Origin of the sequence: Streptomyces sp. NBC_00094, assembly GCF_026343125.1 — a bacterium.
Taxonomy (GTDB): domain Bacteria; phylum Actinomycetota; class Actinomycetes; order Streptomycetales; family Streptomycetaceae; genus Streptomyces.
Genome location: NZ_JAPEMB010000001.1, coordinates 2,147,733 through 2,166,975, shown reverse-complemented (window position 1 = coordinate 2,166,975; position 19,243 = coordinate 2,147,733). Strand labels below are relative to the sequence as shown.

General features: G+C 71.0%; 17 protein-coding genes and 1 riboswitch. Of the genes, 12 read left to right on the top strand and 5 right to left on the bottom strand.

Annotated features, from left to right (window positions below):
* Window positions 1–37: 37 nt before the first annotated feature.
* Window positions 38–439, bottom strand: a complete 402-nt coding sequence (locus OG580_RS09385) for a hypothetical protein (RefSeq protein ID WP_267043183.1) — start codon at window positions 437–439, stop codon at window positions 38–40.
* A gap of 191 nt (window positions 440–630) precedes the next feature.
* Between OG580_RS09385 and OG580_RS09380 the strand changes: the two genes are divergently transcribed.
* From OG580_RS09380 to OG580_RS09355, 6 genes are all read left to right on the top strand, one after another.
* Complete coding sequence (locus OG580_RS09380; RefSeq protein ID WP_267043182.1) at window positions 631–1,251, top strand: heme-copper oxidase subunit III; 621 nt, start codon at window positions 631–633, stop codon at window positions 1,249–1,251.
* A 74-nt stretch (window positions 1,252–1,325) separates the two neighbouring features.
* Entirely contained in the window at window positions 1,326–2,135 is an 810-nt protein-coding gene (locus OG580_RS09375) for a c-type cytochrome (RefSeq protein ID WP_267043181.1), read from the top strand.
* Entirely contained in the window at window positions 2,132–3,184 is a 1,053-nt protein-coding gene (locus OG580_RS09370) for a Rieske 2Fe-2S domain-containing protein (protein WP_267043180.1), read from the top strand. The genes OG580_RS09375 and OG580_RS09370 overlap by 4 nt, the downstream gene beginning before the upstream one ends.
* Window positions 3,181–4,806, top strand: a complete 1,626-nt coding sequence (locus OG580_RS09365) for a cytochrome bc complex cytochrome b subunit (protein WP_267043179.1) — start codon at window positions 3,181–3,183, stop codon at window positions 4,804–4,806. The genes OG580_RS09370 and OG580_RS09365 overlap by 4 nt, the downstream gene beginning before the upstream one ends.
* Before the next feature lie 131 nt (window positions 4,807–4,937).
* Window positions 4,938–6,002: an anthranilate phosphoribosyltransferase gene (trpD, locus tag OG580_RS09360; RefSeq protein ID WP_267043178.1), complete on the top strand. Its 1,065-nt coding sequence runs from the start codon at window positions 4,938–4,940 to the stop codon at window positions 6,000–6,002.
* A 77-nt stretch (window positions 6,003–6,079) separates the two neighbouring features.
* Window positions 6,080–6,196, top strand: a riboswitch (SAM riboswitch).
* A gap of 217 nt (window positions 6,197–6,413) precedes the next feature.
* Window positions 6,414–7,802, top strand: a complete 1,389-nt coding sequence (locus OG580_RS09355; RefSeq protein WP_267043177.1) for an aminotransferase class V-fold PLP-dependent enzyme — start codon at window positions 6,414–6,416, stop codon at window positions 7,800–7,802.
* A gap of 71 nt (window positions 7,803–7,873) precedes the next feature.
* On the opposite strand, the gene OG580_RS09350 is transcribed toward OG580_RS09355, so the two are convergent.
* On the bottom strand, window positions 7,874–8,155 hold the full coding sequence (locus OG580_RS09350; protein ID WP_024755605.1) for an Lrp/AsnC family transcriptional regulator: 282 nt from the start codon (window positions 8,153–8,155) through the stop codon (window positions 7,874–7,876).
* Window positions 8,152–8,886 carry a rhomboid family intramembrane serine protease gene (locus tag OG580_RS09345; RefSeq protein WP_267043176.1) on the bottom strand — a complete coding sequence of 245 codons (735 nt, stop codon included), beginning with the start codon at window positions 8,884–8,886 and terminating at the stop codon, window positions 8,152–8,154. The genes OG580_RS09350 and OG580_RS09345 overlap by 4 nt, the downstream gene beginning before the upstream one ends.
* Before the next feature lie 169 nt (window positions 8,887–9,055).
* On the opposite strand from OG580_RS09345, the gene OG580_RS09340 reads away from it, so the two are divergent.
* The 5 genes from OG580_RS09340 (at window position 9,056) to OG580_RS09320 (ending at window position 14,520) form a co-directional block, all read left to right on the top strand.
* Complete coding sequence (locus OG580_RS09340; protein WP_017238847.1) at window positions 9,056–9,298, top strand: hypothetical protein; 243 nt, start codon at window positions 9,056–9,058, stop codon at window positions 9,296–9,298.
* A gap of 33 nt (window positions 9,299–9,331) precedes the next feature.
* Window positions 9,332–10,696, top strand: coding sequence for an NYN domain-containing protein (locus OG580_RS09335; RefSeq protein WP_267043175.1), 1,365 nt, complete (start codon window positions 9,332–9,334; stop codon window positions 10,694–10,696).
* 257 nt (window positions 10,697–10,953) lie between these two features.
* Complete coding sequence (locus OG580_RS09330; RefSeq protein WP_267043174.1) at window positions 10,954–12,000, top strand: C40 family peptidase; 1,047 nt, start codon at window positions 10,954–10,956, stop codon at window positions 11,998–12,000.
* Between the two features lie 200 nt (window positions 12,001–12,200).
* Window positions 12,201–13,214, top strand: a complete 1,014-nt coding sequence (locus OG580_RS09325) for an NlpC/P60 family protein (RefSeq protein WP_267043173.1) — start codon at window positions 12,201–12,203, stop codon at window positions 13,212–13,214.
* 82 nt (window positions 13,215–13,296) lie between these two features.
* Window positions 13,297–14,520 carry a hypothetical protein gene (locus OG580_RS09320; protein WP_267043172.1) on the top strand — a complete coding sequence of 408 codons (1,224 nt, stop codon included), beginning with the start codon at window positions 13,297–13,299 and terminating at the stop codon, window positions 14,518–14,520.
* A gap of 118 nt (window positions 14,521–14,638) precedes the next feature.
* Here OG580_RS09320 and OG580_RS09315 read toward each other — a convergent pair whose 3' ends face one another.
* A complete protein-coding gene (locus OG580_RS09315) occupies window positions 14,639–15,898 on the bottom strand; it encodes a glycosyltransferase family 87 protein (RefSeq protein ID WP_267043171.1) in 1,260 nt (419 codons plus the stop codon).
* A 102-nt stretch (window positions 15,899–16,000) separates the two neighbouring features.
* Between OG580_RS09315 and OG580_RS09310 the strand changes: the two genes are divergently transcribed.
* Complete coding sequence (locus tag OG580_RS09310) at window positions 16,001–17,143, top strand: glycosyltransferase family 4 protein (RefSeq protein WP_267043170.1); 1,143 nt, start codon at window positions 16,001–16,003, stop codon at window positions 17,141–17,143.
* Window positions 17,144–17,281: 138 nt separating this feature from the next.
* Here the strand turns inward: OG580_RS09310 and OG580_RS09305 are convergent, their stop codons facing one another.
* Window positions 17,282–19,078, bottom strand: a complete 1,797-nt coding sequence (locus tag OG580_RS09305) for a long-chain fatty acid--CoA ligase (protein ID WP_267043169.1) — start codon at window positions 19,076–19,078, stop codon at window positions 17,282–17,284.
* Between the last annotated feature and the right edge of the window lie 165 nt (window positions 19,079–19,243).

Genomic DNA, 19,243 nt, shown 5'->3' with positions numbered 1-19,243 from the left:
CCCCCGGCCGCGCCCCTTCGGCTCACTCGCCTGGGGGTTACGCGTCCAGGGACAGCCGGGAACGCAGCAGGGCGGCCAGGGACGCCGCGAACTCCACCGGTTCCACCGGGAGGGTGGTCGCGGCGTCCGCGCGGCTCCAGGTGGCCAGCCAGGCGTCCTGCGGGCGCCCGATGAGCAGCAGCACCGGCGGGCAGCGGAAGACCTCGTCCTTGATCTGCCGGCAGACACCCATGCCGCCGGCGGGCACCGCCTCGCCGTCCAGGACGCAGACGTCGATGCCGCCCTCGTCCAGGCGCTTCAGCACCGCAGGCAGCGTGGCGCACTCCACGAACGCGACCGGGGGCACGTCGGCCGCGGGCCTGCGCCCCGCGGCGAGGCGCACCTGCGCGCGGGTGTTCGCGTCGTCGCTGTAGACCAGGACCGTGGCACTCGACTGCATCGTTCCTCCGTGGGGAAGTCCGTGGGAAGGTCGTCGATCGATGCGCGGGATGCTACTCCGGTCCACACCCCGTCAACACCCGTTCAGCACCTGTTCGAAGGGGCTTCCGATGGGCCGTTCGGGCTGGACACACCCCTCTGACACTCCGAACGGCACCCCCCGGAGTGAGGGCGGGATAAGCGACCGACATAATGTCGGTCGTGGCGACAGTAACGACAGTAGAAACAGGGCACGCGCACCCGTCGGTCAATCGACCGAACCTCACCAGCGTCGGAACCATCATCTGGTTGAGCTCCGAGCTGATGTTCTTCGCGGCCCTCTTCGCGATGTACTTCACCCTGCGATCGGTGACAGGTCCCGAGTTCTGGGCGGAAAAGGCCTCGGCCTTGAACTTCCCGTTCTCGGCGACCAACACCACGATCCTGGTGCTCTCCTCACTCACCTGCCAGCTCGGCGTCTTCGCCGCGGAGCGGGGCGACGTGAAGAAGCTCCGGTCGTGGTTCATCATCACGTTCGTGATGGGTGCGATCTTCATCGGCGGCCAGGTCTTCGAGTACACCGAGCTGGTGAAGCACGAGGGCCTCTCGCTCTCGTCGGACCCGTACGGCTCGGTGTTCTACCTGACCACCGGCTTCCACGGCCTGCACGTGACGGGCGGTCTCATCGCCTTCCTGCTGGTCCTCGGCCGGACGTACGCCGCCAAGAGGTTCACCCACGAGCAGGCAACCGCCGCCATCGTCGTGTCCTACTACTGGCACTTCGTCGATGTCGTCTGGATCGGCCTCTTCGCCACGATCTACATGATCAAGTAATCGGTCCCGCCGACACGGCGGACCGAGACATCCAGCAAGCATCGACGCAGAAGATCCTGACACCGGGGTAATCCGTGAAAAAGCTCTCCGCACGACGACGCCATCCGCTGGCGGCGGTCGTCGTCCTCCTACTCGCGCTGGCGGCCACTGGGGGGCTGTACGCCGCGTTCGCGCCCGCGGGCACGGCGAAGGCCGATGAAACCGCCCAGTCCCTCGCGATCGAGGAGGGCAAGAAGCTCTACTCCGTCGGCTGCGCCAGCTGCCACGGAACCGGCGGTCAGGGCACCACTGACGGCCCGTCCCTGGTCGGCGTCGGTTCGGCCGCCGTCGACTTCCAGGTCGGCACGGGCCGCATGCCGGCCCAGCAGCCGGGCGCCCAGGTCCCAAAGAAGAAGGTCATCTACTCGCAGGCTGAGATCGATCAGCTCGCGGCGTACGTGGCTTCTCTCGGTGCCGGTGCAATCACGCCGACCGAGGGCCAGTACAGCCCTGACGGTGCGGACGTCGCCAAGGGTGGCGAGCTGTTCCGCTCCAACTGTGCCCAGTGCCACAACTTCACCGGTGAGGGCGGCGCGCTGAGCAACGGCAAGTACGCCCCGAGCCTCGAAGGCGTGAGCCCGAAGCACCTCTACGAGGCCATGCAGACCGGCCCGCAGAACATGCCCTCCTTCCCCGACACGATCATGCCGGAGAAGCAGAAGCAGGACATCATCGCGTACGTCCAGGCCGTCAACAGCGACAAGGCCGACAACCCGGGCGGTCTCAAGCTCGGTGGCCTCGGCCCCGTCTCCGAGGGTCTGTTCGCCTGGATCTTCGGTCTGGGTGCGCTCATCGCAGTTGCCATCTGGGTCGCGGCCCACACCGCTAAGGCCAAGAAGTCATGAGTACCCAAGAGATTCCAGAAGAGAACCTGCCCGCCGGGCAGGACACCGCGCACGGCGCGGTGAAGGTCGCCGACGACCCGTTCGCCGACCCGGGCCTCCCGCCCCACAAGCCGCGCATCCAGGACATCGACGAGCGTGCCGCCCGTCGGTCCGAGCGTGCGGTCGCCTTCATGTTCACGCTGTCGATGCTGGCCACCGTCGGCTTCATCGCCTCGTACGTGATCTTCCCGGTCGACCACATCGTGTACATCTGGCCCTTCGGCCGGGTGTCCTCGCTGAACTTCGCGCTGGGTCTGACCCTCGGTGCGGCGCTCTTCTTCATCGGCGCGGGTGCGGTCCACTGGGCCCGCACCCTGATGTCCGACGTCGAGGTCGCCGACGAGCGTCACCCGATCGCGGCGTCGCCCGAGGTCAAGGCGCAGGTCCTGGCGGACTTCGCGGCCGGTGCCGCCGAGTCCGGCTTCGGCCGTCGCAAGCTCATCCGCAACACGATGTTCGGTGCGCTGGCGCTCGTCCCGCTCTCCGGCGTCATGCTCCTGCGTGACATGGGCCCGCTGCCCGAGAAGAAGCTCCGGACCACCAAGTGGGCCAGGGGCAAGCAGCTCATCAACATGAACACGCATGAGCCGCTGCGCCCCGAGGACGTCGCGGTCGGTTCGCTGACCTTCGCGATGCCCGAGGGCATGTCGGAGCACGACCACGACTTCCAGACCGAGATCGCCAAGGCCGCCCTGATGATCGTCCGGATCCAGCCGGAGGACATCAAGGACAAGCGCGAGCTCGAGTGGTCGCACCAGGGCGTGGTCGCCTTCTCGAAGATCTGCACCCACGTGGGTTGCCCGATCTCCCTGTACGAGCAGCAGACGCATCACGTGCTCTGCCCGTGCCACCAGTCCACCTTCGACCTCTCCGACGGCGCCCGCGTCATCTTCGGCCCGGCCGGTCACGCCCTCCCGCAGCTGCGGATCGGCGTGAACGACAAGGGCTTCCTGGAGGCGCTCGGCGACTTCGACGAGCCCGTCGGTCCTGCCTTCTGGGAGCGCGGATGAGCACCGTGACCGATACGAACAAGAAGGCACCCGCCGGCGAGCGGGTCGTCGACTGGGCCGACGGTCGCCTGGGGATCTACACGCTGGCCAAGGCCAACATGCGGAAGATCTTCCCGGACCACTGGTCCTTCATGCTGGGCGAGATCTGCCTCTACAGCTTCCTCATCATCATCCTGACGGGCGTCTATCTGACGATGTTCTTCCACCCGTCGATGAACGAGGTGGAGTACGTCGGACCGTACGTCCCGCTCCAGGGACAGCTGATGTCCGAGGCGTTCAACTCGACCATGCACATCTCGTTCGAGGTGCGCGGTGGTCTGCTGATCCGGCAGATCCACCACTGGGCGGCGCTGATCTTCCTCGCCGGCATGTTCGTGCACATGATGCGCGTGTTCTTCACCGGCGCGTTCCGCAAGCCGCGTGAGATCAACTGGCTGTTCGGCTTCCTGCTGTTCTTCCTGGGCATGTTCACCGGCTTCACCGGTTACTCGCTCCCGGACGACCTGCTCTCCGGCACCGGTGTCCGCTTCATGCAGGGCGCGATCCTGTCCGTGCCGGTCGTCGGCACGTACCTCTCGATGTTCCTGTTCGGCGGGGAGTTCCCCGGCGGCGACTTCGTGGCCCGGTTCTACTCGGCGCACGTGCTGCTGCTGCCCGGCATCATGCTGGGCCTCGTGGTCGCCCACCTCATCCTGGTGGTCGTCCACAAGCACACGCACTACGAGGGCCCCGGCCGCACGAACAAGAACGTCGTCGGCATGCCGCTGCTGCCCGTGTACATGGCGAAGGCCGGAGGCTTCTTCTTCCTGGTCTTCGGTGTCATCGCGGTCATCTCGGCGATCGCCTCGATCAACCCGATCTGGGCCCTCGGCCCGTACCGCCCGGACCAGGTGTCCACCGGCGCCCAGCCCGACTGGTACATGGGCTTCGCCGAGGGTCTGATCCGTGTCATGCCGGGCTGGGAGATCAACCTCTGGGGCCACACGCTGGTCCTGGGCGTGATGATCCCGCTGGCGATCTTCCCGGCGGTGCTCGGCGCGATCGCGGTCTACCCGTTCATCGAGTCCTGGATCACCGGCGACAAGCGCGAGCACCACATCTCGCAGCGCCCGCGCAACGCTCCGACGCGCACCGGCTTCGGTGTCGCCTGGATCACCGCGTACATGATCATGCTCGTGGGTGGTGGAAACGACCTCTGGGCGACCCACTTCCACCTGTCGATCAACTCGATCACCTGGTTCGTGCGGATCTTCTTCTTCGTCGGCCCGGTCATCGCGTTCATCGCCACCAAGCGGATCTGCCTCGGCCTCCAGCGCCGGGACAAGGACAAGGTGCTGCACGGCCGCGAGTCGGGCATCATCAAGCGCCTGCCGCACGGTGAGTTCGTCGAGGTCCACGAGCCGCTCAGCCAGGGCGAGCTGCACCGCCTCACGGCGCACGAGCAGTACGAGCCCGCGGAGCTGCCGCCGGCCGTCGACGAGAACGGCGTGGAGCGCAAGATCGGCGCGATCGAGAAGCTCCGGGTCAAGCTCAACAAGGGCTACTACGGCGGCGACAGCCAGGTCGCCAAGCCCACCTCGGAGGAGTACAAGGAGATCCAGAGCGGCCACGGCCACCACTGATCACCTTGACCTTCCGATGACGTAGGTCGCCACGGTGAGAGCCCCGTCCATTCGATGGACGGGGCTCTTCGCCGTCTCCGGGGGTCGATAGGGTGACCCTTGTATTCCCTACGTGACGATCAGGAGCTGCCATGAGCGCTGCGACCCCCGCTGGAGGACCTACGTCGGCGGGCCGCTCCTGGCCCGCCCTCCTGAACGGCCTGCTCGAAGGCCGCGACCTCGCCGCCGACGACACGGCCTGGGCGATGGACCTGATCATGCGCGGCGAGGCCACCGACGCCCAGATCGCCGGATTCATGGTGGCGCTGCGGGCCAAGGGCGAGACGGTCGCGGAGATCACCGGCCTCGTACGGAGCATGTACGAGCACGCCAACGTGATCGAGGTGCCGGGCCCCGCCGTCGACATCGTCGGAACCGGCGGCGACGGCGCCAAGACCGTCAACATCTCCACGATGGCGTCGATCGTGGCCGCCGGAGCGGGAGCGAAGGTCGTCAAGCACGGCAACCGCGCCGCGTCCTCCGCCTCCGGTTCCTCCGACGTCCTGGAGAAGCTCGGCATCAACCTGGGCCTGACCCCGCAGCGGGTCGTCGAGGTCGCCGAGGAAGCCGGCATCACCATCTGCTTCGCGGTGAAGTTCCACCCGGCGCTGCGGCACGTCGCCGCCGCGCGCGGCCAGCTGGGCATCCGGACGACCTTCAACGTCCTCGGCCCGCTGACCAATCCGGCCAAGGTGCGGGCCCAGGCCGTCGGAGTCGCCGACGCGCGCATGGCGCCGATCGTGGCCGGGGTCTTCGCCGAGCGCGGCAACTCGGCCCTGGTCTTCCGCGGCGACGACGGCCTGGACGAGCTGACGACCACGTCCACCTCCCGCGTGTGGGTGGTCCGCGGCGGCACGGTGACCGAGGAGCGCTTCGACCCGCGGGACGTGGGCATCGACCTCGTACCCCTGGAGGCGCTGCGCGGCGCGGACGCCTCGTACAACGCGGACGTCGCCCGTCGGCTGCTCGCCGGGGAGACCGGGCCGGTACGGGACGCGGTCCTGCTCAACGCGGCGGCGGCGCTCACGGCGCTCGAAGCGGGCGGGGGCACTCTCGTGGAGCAGTTGAGCGCCGGCATCGCGAGGGCGGCCGAGTCGATCGACTCCGGCGCCGCCCGCCAGGTGCTGGAACGCTGGATCGCCGCCAGCAACGCGTAGTCGTTCCCCCAAGACCCCGGTCCAGTATGCGGACCGGGGTCTTGCGCATGCGCGATCATGTGGCAGGATGCATGTCAGGTCATGAGTGACAGCTACGAAGCCCCGGCTTGCTGTCCGGCAACCCTCCGTCCGTGGCGGGGTGCCCCGGGTGAAGACCAGGCCGTAGGCAGCGAGGTCTACGGCAAGCGCGGGCCCCTCGACACACCAGGGGTCCTGGTCTCTCGAGGAGCTTTTTCCGTGAGCAAGCGAATGCGATAGGGCGAGTCCGCCCCTACTTCACCCTCGGAACAGGGCCGATTCCGCGTACCCGCGTACCCGTTGCCCTCCGAGGCATCACCCGTACCCCGCCATCCCCGGCCGCGTACGGATTCCACTGAAGCCATTCCGCACCGCCCGCCGGGAGATACCGCCATGTCCGCATACCCGAACGCCGCCGTCGAGACCGTCGCCGACTCCGCCGACCCCTGCTGCGCCGCCCCGCTGCCCGTCCTCGGCCGGGACGTCACCGTCCCGCTCGTCACCGGCGGCGAGGTGACCTACGCGGCGCTCGACTACGCGGCCAGCGCGCCGGCCCTCCAGCGGGTGTGGGACGACGTCGCCGCGTACGCCCCCTACTACGGCAGCGTCCACCGCGGCGCCGGCTACCTCTCCCAGCTCTCCACCGACCTCTTCGAGAACAGCCGGGTCACCGTCGCCGAGTTCCTCGACTGCCGCCCCGGCGACCAGGTCGTCTTCACCCGCTCCACCACCGACTCGCTCAACCTGCTGGCCCGGGTCGTTCCGGCCGATTGCGAGGTCTTCGTCTTCGAGACCGAGCACCACGCCTCGCTCCTTCCGTGGCAGGACGCCCGCGTCACCTACCTCAACGCGCCCCGCACCCCGGCGCAGGCCGTCGAGACCCTGGAGCGGGCGCTCGCCGACCGCGACCCTCACGGCCCCGCCCTGGTCTGCGTCACCGGCGCCTCGAACGTCACCGGTGAGCTGTGGCCGGTGAAGGAGCTCGCCGCCGCCGCGCACGCCCACGGCGCCCGGATCGTCCTCGACGCCGCCCAGCTCGCGCCCCACCACCCCGTCTCCGTACGCGAGTTGGACGTGGACTGGGTCGCCTTCTCCGGACACAAGCTGTACGCGCCCTTCGGCTCGGGCGTCCTCGCGGGCCGCTCCGACTGGCTCCAGGACGCCGACCCGTACCTCGCGGGCGGCGGCGCCTCCCGCAAGGTGGCGCGGCGGGCCGACGGCGGCGTGGACGTGGAGTGGCACACCACCGCGGCCCGCCACGAGGCCGGCTCCCCGAACGTCATCGGCGTCTACTCCATCGCCTCCGCCTGCAAGGCGCTCACCGAGGCCGGCTTCGACCAGCTCGTCGCCCGGGAGCAGCACCTGATCGAGACGGTCCGCGCGGGCCTCGCGGAGGTCCCCGAGGTCAAGGTGCTCTCGCTCTTCGGCGACGACGCGCCCCGCGTCGGCGTCATCTCCTTCGTCGTGGACGGCTGGAACAGCTCCCACTTCGCCGCCGCGCTCTCCGCCGAGTACGGCATCGGCGTCCGCGACGGTCTGTTCTGCGCCCACCCGCTGGTCCGCACGCTGCTCGGCAGCGACCCGCAGACCCAGGGGGAGTGCGGCGCCCCCGAGGCGGCCCCGGGGGAGCGGTCCCTCAACGCCATCCGGGTGAGCTTCGGCGCCGGTACGCCCGACGAGCACGTGGAGCGGTTCGTCGGCGCCGTGAAGGAGCTCGTCCGGGACGGCGCGCAGTGGAAGTACCGTACCGAGGACGGCCGCTGCGTCCCGGACCGCGGCTGAGCACTCACTCGTATGGGTGAAGGGGGCCTCCCGATCGGGAGGCCCCCTTCACCCATGACGCGTGTGCGGCCTCAGGACTCCAGGCCGATGGCGAAGGCCGCCTCCAGGTCGTGCTGGGAGTACGTACGGAACGCCACGTGGGTGTCCGTGGCCTCGACGCCCGGGATCTTGCTGATGCTGCCGGGGATGACGTCCGCCAGGTCGTCATGGCGCGAGACCCGGACCATGGCGATCAGGTCGTACGTGCCGGTCACCGAGAAGACCTCGCTGACGCTGTCGAGCGCGGCGATCGACTCGGCGATCTCGGGGATGCGGTCCACGCTGGTCTTGATGAGCACGATCGCGGTGATCACGGCTGGCTTTCTCCCTCGGTCGCCGCGGCTGGAGCCTTCACTCTATCCCCACCCCGGTAGCGGCCCCAGGCGTAGAGGAAGCCGACGGAGAAGCCCACCACATGGGCCAGATAGGCGACGCCCGGACCCGGCCCCGCCGCCCGCGCCGCCAGCCACTGGAGCACGAACCAGAAGATCAGCACGATCCAGGCGGGAAAGCGCAGCGGCAGGAAGAAGAGGAAGGGGAAGAGGCTGGTGACCCGGGAGCGCGGGAAGAGGAAGAGGAAGGCCCCGAGGACCCCGGAGATCGCCCCCGACGCCCCGACGAGGGTCTGCTCGCTGTTCGCGTGGGCCGCCGCGTACCCGAGCAGGGCGAGGTAGCCGGTGCCCAGGTAGAAGAGGGCGAACCCGGCCGGGCCCATGCGCTCCTCGGCCATCGCGCCGAAGACGTAGAGGAAGAGCATGTTCCCCAGCAGGTGGAGCCAGCTGCCGTGGATGAAGAGCGCGGTCAGCGGGGTGAGCAGGGCGTGCGGTTCGCCGCTCATCAGCTCGGCGGGGACCACGCCCCAGCGGCGGAAGTACGCGCCCTGCGCCGCCAGGAGTTCGTCACCCGTGCCGTACGCCGGATTGAGTCCGGAGACCGGGCCGATCACGAAGAGGAGGCAGCAGGCGGCGATCAGGCCGTAGGTCACCGTGGGGCCGCCGCGTGTGCCCCGCCAGGCACCGAGGGTCGCCGCTCGCCAGTCGATCATGGACAGATGATGGCGTACCGGGGCCGAACTGGACAGAGTGCCTCGCCGTGCCCCGGCGCACCGGCGGGGCGCGGCGAGGCCGTAGGGTAACGGGCAGTACGACCGCAGTTCGACGGCGCACCGCGGCTCCCGCACCTGAGTACCACGCAACAGGAAGAAGGACGGCTCGATGACGACGGTTCCCCTGCCGACCGCCGAGACCCGCTGGCGCTGCACGCTCTGCGGCAACCTGACCCGTTTCGACGTGACCCGCTCGTCGAAGGTCGTCGAGTACGTCCATCTGGACCTCGCGGGAGACCCGACGGTCGAGGAGCGGCAGGTGGTCAGTGAGACCATCGAGTCGGTCCGCTGCCGCTGGTGCAACGCGGTGGACCAGATCGAATTGGTGGACAGGCCGGGCGCCGCTTCCTGAGGGACGGCGCGGACGACATAGGGGTGACGGATCGTGGAGCAGCCCGCGCACGGTGGAGAGCCGGCCGGCGCGGCAGGTGACGCTGCCGAGACGCTCGACCACCCACTGACGGAAGGTGTACGTCGGCGGGTCGTCGCGCTGGTCGCGGACGCCTTCGGCGGGCTGACCGTCGCGGAGCTTCCCGCCCCCCTCCGTCAGTACGCCCGGTTCACCGCGAGCCGGCGGGCCAAGTTCGCCGGCAACGCCATGGCGGCCGCGCTGGAGGGCGACCCGCTCTTCCGGCAGCGGATCGGCGAGCGGTTCAAGCAGTCGGAGCCCGAACTGGCCGGAGCCGTCGAGACCGGCACCCCGCCGGCCGCCGCCGACCCGGTCGACGTGGCCGCGGCCGCCTACGTGCTGCGCCCGCCCGGCTGGGTCAAGCTCGTGGCCGCCGCGGGCGAGGAGGCCCTGCGGGCGGACGCCGAGCGGGCCGACGAGGCCGGCCGGCGCGAACTGGAACGGCTGCGCGAGGAGCTGGCCGCCGCGCGGGACCGGTCCCGGGGCGAGACGGAGCAGTTGCGCCACGATCTGGAGGCCGCCCGGAAGGAAGCGGAATCGCTTCACCGCAAGCTGCGCAGCGCCCAGAGCGACGTGAAGCGCGGCGAGGCCGCGATGCGCCGCGCGCAGGGCGAGATCGACGCCGCGAAGGCGGAGGCGGCGGCCCAGGTGTCGGCCGCCGAGAGCGAGAGCCGGCGGCTCAAGGCCCGGCTCGGTGAGGTCGAGGCGGCCCTGGAGGCGAGCCGCAGGACCGCCCGCGAGGGCCGCTCGGTGGAGGACATGCGGCTGCGGCTGCTGCTCGACACGGTCCTCGACGCGGCCCAGGGGCTGCGCCGTGAACTCGCCCTGCCGCCCGTCTCCGTGCATCCCGCGGACACCGTGGACGCGGTCGAGCCGGGGCGGATGTCCCCGAAGGACATCGCGACGCGGGCGCTCTCCGAGACCGACCCCGCGCTGCTCGACCAACTCCTCACGCTGCCGCAGACCCATCTGGTCGTCGACGGCTACAACGTCACCAAGACCGGCTATCCGACGATGCCGTTGGAGAAGCAGCGGCTGCGGCTGCTCGGGAGCCTGTCGGCGCTCGCGGCCCGTTCGGGCGCCGAGGTCACCTGTGTCTTCGACGGGGCGGAGCTGGCGGCCCCGGTGCTGCTCGCGCCGCCGCGCGGGGTGCGGGTGCTGTTCTCCAAGCCCGGTGTCACGGCGGACGAGTTGATCCGGCAGCTGGTGCGGGCCGAGCCGTCGGGGCGGCCCGTGGTGGTGGTCTCCACCGACCGCGAGGTGGCCGACGGAGTCGCGAAGGCGGGCGCGAGGCCCGTCTCGTCCGCATTGTTGCTGAAGCGGCTTTCGCGGCTCTCGTAGAGAGTCACAACTCCTGGGCGTTATGCCCGAATTCTGGATGGCGCACCGTCAAACGGCCATCACTGCCCGTGTGGTGCGAGTAAACAAAGTGCCGTGTGGGCAATATTTTTGCCGGTGGGATTTGAACTGATCACAACTTGGTCACTAGGGTCGGCCTTCGAACCTTCGCGCGGTTGATCACCCATCCGGGGTGGCAGCGGAGGGACCGCCTGCACCTGACCGGTTGGGCGGCTCTGAGGAAGAAGGAGCTCGCCTTCGTGGCGTCCCACCGTCGACCCAAGCAGCCCAGCCGCACCCGCGTGACCGTGCTCACCGCGACCGCGGCCGCCGCCGTCGCGCTCTCCGCCCAGACCGGTGCCCAGGCGGCCCCCAAGCCCACGATCGACGAAGTCAAGACGAAGGTCGACAAGCTGCACCACGAGGCCGAAGAGGCCACGGAGCAGTACAACCTCGCCGACGAGCGCCGCGGGAAGCTGCAGAAGGAGATCGGCGACCTCCAGGACAAGGTGGCCCGAGGTCAGCAGGAGCTCAACACCCTGCGCGACCAGATCGGTTCCGTCGCCAGCGCCCAGTACCGCTCCGGTGGCATCGACCCGGCGCTCCAGCTCTTCCTCTCCGCCGACCCGGACACGTACCTCGACAAGGCGACCGCGATCGACCAGCTGAGCGCTCAGCAGGCCGACGTGCTCACCTCGATCCAGGCCAAGCAGCGGACCCTCGCCCAGCAGCGCGCCGAGGCGACCACGAAGCTGACCGACCTCGAGGACGTCCGCAAGACCCTCGGGGACAAGAAGAAGAAGTACCAGGGCAAGCTGGCCGACGCCCGCGCCCTCCTCAACAGCCTGACCCAGGCCGAGCGTGACCGCATCGCGGAGCAGGAGCGGGAGCAGGAGCAGCGCGCCAGCCGCGCCGCCAACGTGCGGGTCGACCTCGGTGGCGAGGCCCCCGCGTCCGGCTTCGGCGGCCAGGCGCTCGCCGCCGCCGCGACGCAGATCGGCAAGCCGTACGTCTCCGGCGCCGAGGGCCCGAACTCGTACGACTGCTCCGGGCTGACCCAGTGGGCCTACCGCCAGGCCGGCGTCGACATCACCCGCACCACCTACACCCAGCAGAACGACGGCACGAAGATCGGCCGCAGCCAGCTCAAGCCGGGCGACCTGGTCTTCTTCAACAGCCTGTCGCACGTGGGCCTGTACGTGGGCAACAACACGATCCTGCACGCCCCCAAGCCGGGTGCCAGCGTGCGCTACGAGTCGATGAACTACATGGGCACGTTCCAGTTCGGTGTCCGGGTCGGCGGCTGACGCCCCGCCCCGCGAACCGCTCCGGCACACCGCCCAATCGGGTGGTTCACCGGGACACGCGCTGACCTGACGCCCCGCCGGTGACCTGTGTTCTCCGGCGGGGCGTCACTTTGTGTGTCCGGCGGGTTCGTTGGACGCGGACTGCTCAGCGGCTACTGTCTGCCGCGCCAGTCTGCGTCGAGCCGAACGGAGCGCGATTAGTGGCGTCCCACCGCCGACCCGCGAGGGTCACCGTCCTGACCGCGGCCGCCGCGGCCACAGCGGCCGCCTCCCTCGGGGCCGTCCCCGCGAGCGCCGACCCCGGTCCCACGCCCGCGGCCACCCGCGCCACGGTCGACCACCTCTTCGAGGAGGCCGAGAAGGCCACCGAGGGCTACAACAGGGCGGACGAGAAGACGGACGCCCTGCGCCGGACGGTCTCCCGGGCACGGGACGGACTCGCCCGCGGCCAGGAGCGCATCAACCACATGCGCGGCGCCCTCGGCTCGGTGGCCGGCGCCCAGTACCGCTCCGGCGGCATCGACCCCGCCCTCGCGCTGCTGCTCTCCTCCGACCCGGACACCTACCTCGACCGCGCCTCGGCCCTCGACCGGGCCACCGCCCGGCAGAGCGCCGCGCTCGGCGAGCTCCAGCGGGAGCAGCGCCGGCTGGACCAGAAGCGGACCGAGGCGCGCAGGGCCCTCACCGACCTGGAGCAGAGCCGGGCCGAGGTCGCCCGCCACAAGCGGACCGTCGAGCGCAAGCTCGCCGAGGCCCGTCGGCTGCTCGCCTCCCTCACTGCCGAGGAGCGCGCCGACTTCGACCGCGCCTCCCGCTCCGGCGGGCGCGCGGAGGACCAGCCGCCGCTCGCCGACCTCGGCCCGGCCTCCTCACGGGCCTCCGCCGCCGTGCTCGCCGCCCGCAGCGCGATCGGCAAGCCGTACGTGTGGGGGTCGACCGGGCCCTCCGGCTTCGACTGCTCGGGCCTGATGGTCTGGTCGTACCGGCAGGCCGGGATCAGCCTGCCGCGCACCTCCGCCGCGCAGCGGCACGCGGGCCGGCAGGTGCCGCTCTCGCAGGCGCAGCCCGGCGACCTGGTCACGTACCGCGGCGACGCCAGCCACGTGGGGATCTACGCGGGCAACGGCCAGGTCATCCACGCCCCCTATCCGGGCGCGCGGGTCCGCTACGACCCGGTGAACATGATGTCGAACGTGACGGTGACCCGGGTCTGACCTCCGTCCGGGGTTCCGGGCCGGGGCACCGATCCCGGCCACCGGAAGCGGTACGGGGCGGTCCGACCGTACGATCGGACGCGTGGCAGGTCAGGGGAGTGGAGCGCGGCGAACGGCCGCCGCCTGCCTGCTCGCCCTGCTGCTCGTCCTCACCGGGCTGGTCGGCTGCACGGCGGCCCGCCCCGCCGACACCGCCTCCGGGGAGATACGGACGCTCCTCGACCGGCACGCCCGGGCGCTCCTCGCCCGCGACGAGCCCGGCTTCCGGGTCGCCCTCGACCCCGCGTACGCGCCGACCGCGCTGACCGTGTTCCGGCGGCTCGCGGCGGTGCCGCTCGACGACTGGACGTACCGGGTCACCCGGGTCGACCGCACCGGGGACGACCGGGCCACCGTCGCCGCCGTGCTCGGGTACCGGCTCCGGGGCCACGACAAGGGGCCCGTCACCAGCGGCCGCGTCCTGGACCTGACCGAACGGGACGGACGCTGGTACGTGACCGGTGACCGGCCCGCGGAGGGCGCCCCGCGGCAGTTGTGGGAGCAGGGGGACGTCCGGACCGTCCAGGGCGCCCGCTCGCTCGTCCTCGGCGTCGACCAGGACCCGCAGCGGCTCCGGGCGATAGCGGCCGCCGCGGACCGGGCGGTGCCCGCCGTGAGCGGGGCGTGGCCGTCGGAGTGGGCCCGGAAGGTCGTCGTCCTCGTCCCCGGCTCCCTGGACGCCATGGGCGGGCTTCTCGGGGCCCCCGGAGCCTCCTACCGGGGCATCGCCGCCGTCACCACGGGAGAGACCGAGCGCAGGGCGGACGCGCCCGCGGACCGGGTGATCGTCAATCCCGACGCGTACGGCTTCCTCGGCGAGTTCGGCCGGCAGCTCGTCCTCACCCACGAGACCGTCCACGTCGCCACCCGCGCCCACACCTCCGCGGCCACCCCGGTCTGGCTCTCCGAGGGCTTCGCCGACTGGGTCGCCTACCGGGGCACCGGCCGTACCGCCGCGCAGGCGGCCCCCGAACTACGCCGCGCGGTCCGTGCCGGCGAACTGCCCGCCCGGCTCCCGGAGGACGCCGAGTTCGGCTTCGGCGGCGACGCGGAGGCGCTGGCGCGGGCCTATGAGGGCGGCTGGCTGGCGTGCGCGCTCATCGCGGAGCGGTGGGGCGAGACGGAGCTGACGGAGTTCTACCGGGCGGTGGGCGCGCACCCCGGCCGGGAGGGCGCGGTGGAGAAGGCGCTCCAGGAGGTCCTGGACACCACCCCGGAGGAGTTCACGGCCGCGTGGCGGACGTACCTGGGGGAGCGGCTCGGCTGAGGACGCCCCCTCGGAGGGAGCCGGTCAGGGCTTTCCCGTGCTCCGGTCGGAGGGAGCCGGTCAGGGCTTTCCCGCGCTCCGGTCGGAGGGAGCCGGTCAGGGCTTTCCCGCGCTCCGGTCAGAAGGAGCCGGTCAGGGCCTTCTCGCGCTCCGGGCGAACCGCCTGGGCGGGGATGGAGGCCTCGGCGAGACGGGGCTCGGTCACCGTCTGGCGCCACAGGATGCGGCAGGCGATCAGGGCGGCGGCGATCAGCAGGCCGTTCCGCGTGAACAGCACCGCCATGCCCAGCGGATCGCTCCGCGTCACGTGCGAGAACCACACCGGGAACTCGAACTGCGTCACCGCCGTCGCCCAGATCACCAGGTGCACGGGCCGCTGCATCCGGCTCGACCGGAAGGCGAGGCAGACCGCGCCCAGACCGACGAGCCACAGCAGGTACTGCGGGGAGAGCACCCGGCTGGTCAGGGTGAACAGCAGCACCGCGACGAAGGCCGCGTCCGCCACCGTCGACGAGGTGAAGCGGCGCGAGCGGACTCGCCACAGCAGGAGCCAGCCGAAGGCGGCGATGGTGAGCGCGAGGGCGGCGGTGGAGACCGCGGAGACGTACGGGCCGAGGAACTCGATGGAGCCGTAGTTCATCCGCGCCTCGCCCTCCCAGCCGAAGTGCCGGATCACATGGAAGACCATCGCGCCCAGCGACTCGACCTCCGTGCCCCGGTCCCGCTGGAAGGAGAGGAAGGCCAGCGCGCCCGGCATCCACAGCACGCACAGCAGCAGCACGGCGGCCGCCGCACCCGCCGCCGCCGACCAGGAGCGGAAGGTCGCGCGGCCCTTCGGGGTGCCCGCGAGGATCAGCGCGGGCCACACCTTCAGGACGGCGCCGAACCCGGCGAGCGCGCCGAGGACGCGCGGGCTCCGGCCGGCCGCGAGCAGCCCCGCCACGGCGACGGCGGTCACCATCACGTCGTACCGGGCGTACGCGGTCGGGCCGAGCAGCGGGACGCCGGCGATCCAGATCCAGGCACCGTGGAGCGTCCGGCCCGCACGGCGGCCCGTGTGGACGAGCAGCCCGAAGACGAGGGCGTCACAGAGGAAGGCGAGGACGAAGAAGGCGGAGGCGTAGCCGAGGAACGGCAGCAGTCCGGGGGAGAGGATCGCGAGGGCCGCGGCCGGCGGGTACTGCCACGTGACGTCGTCCAGCGGGTAGGTGCCGGTCCGGAGGACCTCGTACCAGCCCTGATAGATGTTCGAGACGTCGAAGGTGATGTCCGGCCCGGGGACGACCACGACCTTGAAGACGCAGAGCAGCAGGATGATCCGGGTGAGACCCCAGAGGCCGAGCGGAAGCCGCAGACTCGCGAGGGTCCCTATTTTCATTGCGCCGCCCGTCTTCACTGTCTCGTCCTTGTCCTGTCGGTCCGCTCGCGCGGAGAAGTGGTGTTGCCGGGCGGAGGGTGCCATCGCGTACTGTCGGCCACGATGCACAAGACCCTGATCGTAACCAACGACTTCCCGCCGCGACCCGGCGGAATCCAGGCGTTCCTGCACAACATGGCGCTGCGCCTGGACCCTGAACAGATCGTGGTCTACGCCTCCACCTGGAAGCGAAGCCGCGAAGGGGTCGAGGCAACCGCTCTGTTTGACGCCGAACAGCCTTTCACGGTTGTCCGCGATCGCACCACCATGCTGCTGCCCACTCCCCGGGTCACCGCCCGTGCCACCGCGCTGCTGCGCGAGCACGGCTGCGAGTCCGTGTGGTTCGGGGCGGCCGCCCCGCTCGGTCTGATGGCCCCCGCGCTGCGCAGGGCCGGTGCCAAGCGGCTCGTCGCCACCACCCACGGGCACGAGGCCGGCTGGGCCCAACTGCCCGCCGCCCGGCAGTTGCTGCGGCGGATCGGCGAGGGCACGGACACCCTCACGTACCTCGGCGAGTACACCCGCTCGCGGATCGCGACGGCCCTCACGCCCGACGCCGCCGGGCGCATGGCGCAGCTCCCGCCCGGTGTGGACGAGAAGACGTTCCATCCCGACTCGGGCGGCGCCGAGGTCCGCGCCCGCCTCGGGCTCACCGACCGTCCCGTCGTCGTCTGCGTCTCCCGGCTCGTCCCGCGCAAGGGCCAGGACACCCTGATCCGGTCCCTGCCCGCGATCCTGCGCCGGGTCCCGGACGCGGTCCTCCTGATCGTCGGCGGCGGTCCGTACGAGAAGGACCTGCGCCGCCTCGCCGAGGAGACCGGGGTGGCCGGTTCCGTACGGTTCACCGGCGCCGTCCCCTGGTCCGAACTGCCCGCGCACTACGGGGCCGGCGACGTCTTCGCCATGCCCTGCCGCACCCGCCGCGGCGGCCTCGACGTCGAGGGCCTCGGCATCGTCTACCTGGAGGCCTCCGCCACCGGCCTCCCGGTCGTCGCCGGTGACTCCGGTGGCGCCCCCGACGCGGTCCTCGACGGCGAGACCGGCTGGGTCGTCCGCGGCGACTCCCCGGACGAGGCCGCCGACCGCGTCGCCACCCTCCTCCTCGACCCCGAGCTCCGGGCCCGCATGGGCGAGCGGGGCCGCGCCTGGGTCGAGGAGAAGTGGCGCTGGGACCTGCTCGCGGAACGGCTGCGCGAGCTGCTCTGACACGTGCGGAGTCCGCGAACGCGCGGAGTCCGAGACGTGCGGAGTCCGAGACCTGGGGAATCCGAGAACGTACGCAGAGGGGCCCGGGGTGATGTCACCCCGGGCCCCTCTCCGTACGTTCTCGCGCCGCGACCGGGCTCAGCCCTGGTAGATCGCCTCGATCTCGTCCGCGAACTCCCTCGCCACCACGTTCCGCTTCAGCTTCAGGGACGGGGTGATGTGACCCGCCTCCTCCGTGAACTGGGCCGGGAGGACGCGGAACTTGCGGACCGACTCCGCCTTGGAGACCGCCGCGTTGCCGTCGTCGATCGCCCGCTGGACCTCCGCGAGGAGCTCCGCGTCGTCGCGCAGGGAGGCCGCCGTCGAGCCGGCCGGCTTGCCGTGGTCGCTGGCCCAGCGGCCGAGGAACTCCTCGTCCAGGGTGACGAGCGCGCCCACGAACGGACGCCCGTCGCCGACCACCATGCACTCCGCGACCAGAGCGTGCGCCCGGATGCGGTCCTCGATGACCGCCGGGGCGACGTTCTTGCCGCCCGCCGTCACGAGGATCTCCTTCTTGCGGCCGGTGATCGCGAGGTAGCCGTCCTCGTCGAGCGTGCCGATGTCACCCGTGTGGAACCAGCCGTCCGCGAGGGCCTCGGCCGTCGCCGCCTCGTTGTTCCAGTACCGCGAGAAGATGTGCTCGCCGTGCAGCAGGACCTCGCCGTCGTCGGCGATCCGCACCACCGAGCCCGGCAGCGGCTGCCCGACCGTGCCGATCTTCTGCCGGTCCCACGGGTTGAACGCGGTCGCCGCGCACGACTCCGTCAGGCCGTACCCCTCCAGGACCGTGAAGCCGATGCCCCGGAAGAAGTGGCCGAGCCGCTCGCCCAGCGGCGCGCCGCCCGAGATCGCGAACTCGCCGCGCCCGCCGAGCACCGCCCGCAGCTTGCCGAAGACCAGCTTGTCGAACAGCTTGTGCTTGAGCTTGAGGCCGAGGGACGGGCCCTCGGGGGTCCCGATCGCCCGGCTGTACGCGATCGCCGTGTGCGCGGCCTTGTCGAAGATCTTGCCCTTGCCGTCGGCCTGCGCCTTGGCCCGGGCCGAGTTGTAGACCTTCTCGAAGACCCGCGGCACGCCCAGGATCAGCGTCGGCCGGAACGAGGCGAGCTCGTCGGTGAGGTTCTTGATGTCCGGTACGCAGCCCAGCCGGATCGGCGCCATGACCGACGCGACCTCGACGAGCCGCCCGAAGACGTGCGCGGCCGGCAGGAAGAGCAGCACCGAGCAGTCGCCGGTACGGAAGAGGGGCTTCAGCCGCTCCACGATGTTGCCGCACTCGGCGAAGAAGGCCCGGTGGGAGAGGACGCAGCCCTTGGGGCGGCCGGTCGTTCCCGAGGTGTAGACGATCGTGGCCGGGTCGTCCGCGTTCGCCGCCGACATGCGCTCGTCGAGCAGCTCGTCGGAGATCTCCGCGCCCGTCTCCGTCAGCCGGGCGACCGCGTCCGCCTCGATCTGCCAGACGTCCTTGAGGTCCGGCAGGCCCGCACGGACCGAGGCCACGGACGCCTCGTGGGCCGCGCTCTCCACGAGCGCCAGCGTGGCGCCCGAGTCACCGAGGATCCACTCGATCTGCTCCGGCGAGCTCGTCTCGTACACCGGCACGGTCACCGCGCCCGCGCTCCAGATCGCGAAGTCCAGGAGGACCCACTCGTAGCGCGTACGGGACAGCAGCGCGATCCGGTCGCCCGGCTCCACGCCCGCGGCGATCAGGCCCTTGGCGACCCCGCGGACCTCCGCGAGGAACTGCGTGGCGCTCACGTCGGTCCAGACCCCGTCGACCTTGCGCCCCATCACGGCGACATCTGGGTGCCGGGAGGCGTTGCGGCGGATGAGATCCGTCAGATTGCCGTCCGTGGGGACCTCGTACAGGGCCGGAAGGCTGAACTCGCGCAAGACTGCTGCTCCTCATCGGGCGCCGGCGCCACGGCTCTGTGTGATGCACCGGTGTGGTCCATGATCGGGCAGGTGCTCAGTGGGGGTGAGCACGACTGGACTGCCCGGACGTTACCCATCAGTAGTTGGTTCCGATAGGGGGTCCCGGCCAGATGTTCCGTGCGT

Bases quoted from the DNA above. Each gene is read 5' to 3' on its own strand.
- OG580_RS09385 (WP_267043183.1), bottom strand. From the start codon at position 439: ATGCAGTCGAGTGCCACGGTCCTGGTCTACAGCGACGACGCGAACACC.
- OG580_RS09380 (WP_267043182.1), top strand. From the start codon at position 631: ATGTCGGTCGTGGCGACAGTAACGACAGTAGAAACAGGGCACGCGCAC.
- OG580_RS09370 (WP_267043180.1), top strand. From the start codon at position 2,132: ATGAGTACCCAAGAGATTCCAGAAGAGAACCTGCCCGCCGGGCAGGAC.
- OG580_RS09365 (WP_267043179.1), top strand. From the start codon at position 3,181: ATGAGCACCGTGACCGATACGAACAAGAAGGCACCCGCCGGCGAGCGG.
- trpD (WP_267043178.1), top strand. From the start codon at position 4,938: ATGAGCGCTGCGACCCCCGCTGGAGGACCTACGTCGGCGGGCCGCTCC.
- OG580_RS09355 (WP_267043177.1), top strand. From the start codon at position 6,414: ATGTCCGCATACCCGAACGCCGCCGTCGAGACCGTCGCCGACTCCGCC.
- OG580_RS09345 (WP_267043176.1), bottom strand. From the start codon at position 8,886: ATGATCGACTGGCGAGCGGCGACCCTCGGTGCCTGGCGGGGCACACGC.
- OG580_RS09340 (WP_017238847.1), top strand. From the start codon at position 9,056: ATGACGACGGTTCCCCTGCCGACCGCCGAGACCCGCTGGCGCTGCACG.
- OG580_RS09315 (WP_267043171.1), bottom strand. From the start codon at position 15,898: ATGAAAATAGGGACCCTCGCGAGTCTGCGGCTTCCGCTCGGCCTCTGG.
- OG580_RS09310 (WP_267043170.1), top strand. From the start codon at position 16,001: ATGCACAAGACCCTGATCGTAACCAACGACTTCCCGCCGCGACCCGGC.